Source organism: Lysobacter xanthus, assembly GCF_047159895.1.
The window spans coordinates 1-4,253 of the sequence record NZ_BAAGAB020000112.1; the positions used below are offsets into that span (position 1 = coordinate 1).

Annotated in this window: 5 protein-coding genes; 3 read left to right on the plus strand and 2 right to left on the minus strand. The window is 68.2% G+C overall.

All coding sequences use genetic code 11. From position 1 onward, the window contains the following. A partial coding sequence (locus ACY35P_RS14980) for a 3-hydroxyacyl-CoA dehydrogenase family protein (RefSeq protein WP_462116635.1) occupies nt 1-1,060 on the minus strand: 1,060 nt, incomplete at its 3' end. A 22-nt stretch (nt 1,061-1,082) separates the two neighbouring features. After that, a complete protein-coding gene (locus ACY35P_RS14985; RefSeq protein WP_462116636.1) occupies nt 1,083-1,721 on the minus strand; it encodes a TetR/AcrR family transcriptional regulator in 639 nt (212 codons plus the stop codon). Between the two features lie 226 nt (nt 1,722-1,947). Here ACY35P_RS14985 and ndk point away from each other — a divergent pair, with 226 nt between their 5' ends. From ndk to ACY35P_RS15000, 3 genes are all read left to right on the plus strand, one after another. Then, a complete protein-coding gene (gene ndk, locus ACY35P_RS14990; protein WP_462116637.1) occupies nt 1,948-2,373 on the plus strand; it encodes a nucleoside-diphosphate kinase in 426 nt (141 codons plus the stop codon). Nucleotides 2,374-2,383: 10 nt separating this feature from the next. Then, nucleotides 2,384-3,625, plus strand: a complete 1,242-nt coding sequence (gene rlmN, locus ACY35P_RS14995; RefSeq protein ID WP_462116638.1) for a dual-specificity RNA methyltransferase RlmN — start codon at nt 2,384-2,386, stop codon at nt 3,623-3,625. Further along, nucleotides 3,612-4,253: hypothetical protein (locus tag ACY35P_RS15000; protein ID WP_462116639.1), on the plus strand; the 642-nt coding region annotated here is incomplete at its 3' end. The genes rlmN and ACY35P_RS15000, both read left to right, overlap by 14 nt.

A 4,253-nucleotide genomic window follows, 5' to 3' on the forward strand; every position in this document is an offset into this window, starting at 1 on the left:
AGGCAGCACGACGATCAGCAGCGTGGCGAGCGGCCCGAGCACCAGCGAGCCGACGAACCATCTTCTTCGCCGGGTCCCGCTCCTTGAGCATCGCCGCGACGTCGGCATCGAGTTCGCCTGCCATGGGCCGGTAATCGCGCGCCGCCACGTCGAGCACCAGGATGTCCTTGCCGCGCTTGGTGTAGAAGCCCGCGCCGGTCTTCTGGCCCAACGCGCCCTTCTCGACGAGGCCGGTCAGCCACGCCGGGGCCTTGAAGTACGCATGCCACGGGTCGTCCGGCAGCGTGTCCGCCATCGTCTTGATGACGTGCGCCATGGTATCGAGTCCGACGACGTCGGCCGTGCGGTACGTCGCCGACTTGGGACGACCGATCGCCGGGCCCGTCAGCGAGTCGACCGTGTCGAAGCCGAGGCCGAGCCGCTCGGTGTGGTGCATCGCGGCCAGCATGGAGAACACGCCGATGCGGTTGCCGATGAAGTTCGGCGTGTCCTTCGCGATCACGACGCCCTTGCCGAGGGTCGTCGTGAGGAAGGTTTCCAGGCCCTCGAGCACGTCCGCGTCGGTCGTCTTGGCCGGGATCAGTTCGGCGAGGTGCATGTAGCGCGGCGGATTGAAGAAGTGCACGCCGAGGAAGCGGTGGCGCATTTCCTCGGGCAGCACGTCGGCGAGCGCATTGATCCCCAGGCCCGACGTGTTGCTGGCGAGCACCGCGTGCGCCGGCACGAACGGCGCGATCTTCCGGTACAGGTCCTGCTTCCAGTCCATCCGTTCCGCGATGGCCTCGATGACGAGGTCGCAGCCGCGGAGCAGTTCCAGCCCGGTCTCGTAGTTCGCGGGCGTGATGCGCTCCGCCAGGGCCTTGTCGGCCAGCGGAGCGGGGGAGAGCTTCGCAAGGTTCGCGATCGCCTTCGTCACCACGCCATTGGGGTCGCCGTCCTTCGCGGGAAGGTCGAACAGCACGGTATCGACGCCGGCGTTGGTCAGGTGCGCGGCGATCTGCGCTCCCATGACACCGGCGCCCAGTACGGCAGCGCGGCGGACGAGCAGTTTCTTCGACATGTCGGTGAGGTCCCGGGTTGGGTCAGGCGGGGTCGGCCGACGGGCACTGGATGCCCGCGGCGGCGAAACGGATGAGCTCGCGCGCTGCGCGGGCCCTGTGGCTGTGGTCGGACGCGCCGGTCGGCCGCTTGATGAGGCCGAAGTCCGACATCGCATAGGTCAGCGCGCCCGACAGGAAGTCGAGCCGCCAGTACAGCGTCTCCTTGCTCAGGCCCGGCACCGCGGCGGCGATGGCCTTCGCGAACTCGCGCAGCACGTGGCCGTAGTGGTCGGACAGGAACTTCCGCAGCGCGTCGTTCTTCTCGGCGTAGGCGCGGGCGATCACGCGAACGAACGAGGCGCCGCCGTGGCGGTCCTGCGCCATCGCCAGGGCCGGCTCGACGAATGCGGCGAGGATCGGCTCGAGCTCGCCGGGCGCCTGCTCGGTCGCCTCGCGCAGCGCGTCCAGCCGGCGTTCGCTCATCTCGTCCATCCGGCGCCGGAAGACCTCGTTGACGAGGTTCTCCTTGCTGCCGAAGTGGTAATTCACGGCGGCGATGTTCACGTCCGCGCGGCTGGTCACCTGCCGGAGCGAGGTCCCGCTGAAGCCGTACTGCGCGAACAGCTCCTCGGCGGCGCCGAGGATGCGGTCCTTGGTGGAGAAGGGGGCGGGGGTCGACATCGGAAGGCCTAATCAAACGCTTGTTTGATAGTAGTCGCCCGTCCATACGGGGGTCAATGGTCGCGGTCAGAGTCAGCGGCCGTCGGCGCCCGCTGCTTTCATCGACCCCCGCTGAACGCGTAGAATCCGGCCCTGCCAGTTCGGCTAAACCCGCGTAGCTACGCGGGTTTTTCTTGTTATCTTGGGCGCTGAGACGCATCGCGCCCGCCAACCCGGAGAGATTCACATGGCGCTCGAGCGCACCATTTCCATCATCAAGCCCGACGCGGTCGCCAAGAACGTGATCGGCCAGATCTACAGCCGCTTCGAGGGGGCCGGCCTGAAGGTGGTCGCCGCGAAGATGAAGCAGCTGTCGCGCCAGGAGGCCGAGGGCTTCTACGCCGTCCACCGCGAGCGCCCGTTCTTCAACGCACTCGTCGAATTCATGGTCTCGGGTCCGGTCATGATCCAGGTCCTGGAAGGCGATAACGCCGTCGCCAAGAACCGTGAGCTGATGGGCGCGACCAATCCGAAGGACGCCGCCGCCGGCACGATTCGCGCCGACTTCGCCGACTCCATCGACGCCAACGCCGTGCACGGTTCGGACAGCCAGGAGAACGCCGCGATCGAAATCGCGTACTTCTTCCCGCAGACCGACGTCTACGCGCGCTAAGAGAGAAGTGATGAGCACGTCCCGCGACATCGACGCCACGCTGATCGGCACGGCACCGGCCGTGGCGTCGGACGCGGCCGCGCGCGTGGACGTGCCCGCCACGAAGGTCGAGGCGAAGAGGACGAACCTCTTCGACCTCGAACGCGTGCAGCTGGAGGACTTCTTCGAGCAGGTGCTCGACGAGAAGCGCTACCGCGCGCACCAGGTGATGAAGTGGATCCACCACCGCTACGTCACCGAGTTCGACCAGATGACCGACCTCGGCAAGGCGCTGCGCGCCAAGCTCGAGCAGCATGCGCACATCCACGCGCCGACTGTCGTGTTCGACAAGGCCTCCGAGGACGGCACGCACAAGTGGCTGCTCGGCATGGACCCGAAGAACGCCATCGAGACGGTCTACATCCCGGACAAGGGCCGCGGCACGCTGTGCGTGTCCTCGCAGGTGGGCTGCGCGCTCAACTGCCAGTTCTGCTCGACCGCCACGCAGGGCTTCAACCGCAACCTGTCGACCGCCGAGATCATCGGCCAGGTCTGGGTCGCGGCGCGGCACCTCGGCAACGTGCCGCACCAGCAGCGCAAGCTCACCAACGTCGTGATGATGGGCATGGGCGAGCCGCTGGCGAACTTCGACAACGTCGTGCGCGCGATGAGCATCATGCGCGACGACCTGGGCTACGGCCTCGCCAACAAGCGCGTGACGCTGTCGACCGCCGGCATGGTTCCGCAGATCGACAAGCTCGGCGAGATGAGCGACGTCTCGCTCGCGGTGTCGCTGCACGCGCCCAACGACGCGCTGCGAAGCGAGCTCGTCCCGCTGAACAAGAAGTACCCGATCGAGCAGCTCATGGAGTCCTGCGTGCGCTACGCGCTGCGCAAGCCGGGCACCTCGGTCACGTTCGAATACACGCTGATGAAGGGCGTCAACGACCAGCCCGCGCATGCGCGCGAACTGGTGCGCCTGCTCAAGGCCTTCGACCGCGCCGTGCAGATGAAGGGCGCCGCGAAGATCAACCTCATTCCGTTCAACCCGTTCCCCGGCACGCGCTTCGAGCGTCCGACGGACCAGGCCATCCGCGCGTTCCAGAAGCTGCTCAACGACGCGGGCATGATCGCGCCGGTGCGCCGCACGCGCGGCGACGATATCGACGCCGCCTGCGGGCAGCTCAAGGGGCAGGTGATGGACCGCACGCGTCGCAATGCCGATTTCCGTCGCAGCCTCGAACGACAGGATCGTGGCGATGCGGCGGCCTGAGGCGATGGCGCGCACGACGCTGCTCGTGCTGCTCGCCTCGGTCCTCCTGCTGTCGGCCTGCAATCGCCTCACGTTCGTCAAGCCGAGCACCGGCCGCGGCCGCTACGAACAGGTCGCGCACGAGGTACGAATCGATCCGAAGGCCTCCGCACGCGGCAACGCGTTCACCATGACGCAGGTGGCGCAGTCGCGCCTGCTGTCGGGCGACGCCAAGGGCGCGCTCGACGCCGCGCTGCGTGCCATCAAAGCCGATCCCGGTTCCGCCACGGCGAACAGCCTCGCCGCGCTCAGTCTCGATGCGCTCGGCCGCGCCGCCGAAGCGGGTCCGCACCATCGGCGCGCCGCCGAACTCGACTCGGCGCGTGGCGAGCTGCTCAACAATTACGGCACCTGGCTCTGCAGCAACGGCCAGGCGGCGACGTCGCTGGACTGGTTCGAGCGCGCGGCCGCGGCGCCGGGTTATGCGACGCCGGCCGGTGCGCTCGCCAATGCCGCGGCCTGCGCACTGGAAGCCGGGCAGACGCCGCGCGCCGAGCGCGCCGCGCGGCAGGCGCTGGACCTCGACCGGCGGACGCCCTGCCGGCGCCAGGTCTGCACCTGCAGCTCGGTCGCGCCGATGCGCAGCACG

Bases quoted from the DNA above. Each gene is read 5' to 3' on its own strand.
- ACY35P_RS14985 (WP_462116636.1), bottom strand. From the start codon at position 1,721: ATGTCGACCCCCGCCCCCTTCTCCACCAAGGACCGCATCCTCGGCGCC.
- ndk (WP_462116637.1), top strand. From the start codon at position 1,948: ATGGCGCTCGAGCGCACCATTTCCATCATCAAGCCCGACGCGGTCGCC.
- rlmN (WP_462116638.1), top strand. From the start codon at position 2,384: ATGAGCACGTCCCGCGACATCGACGCCACGCTGATCGGCACGGCACCG.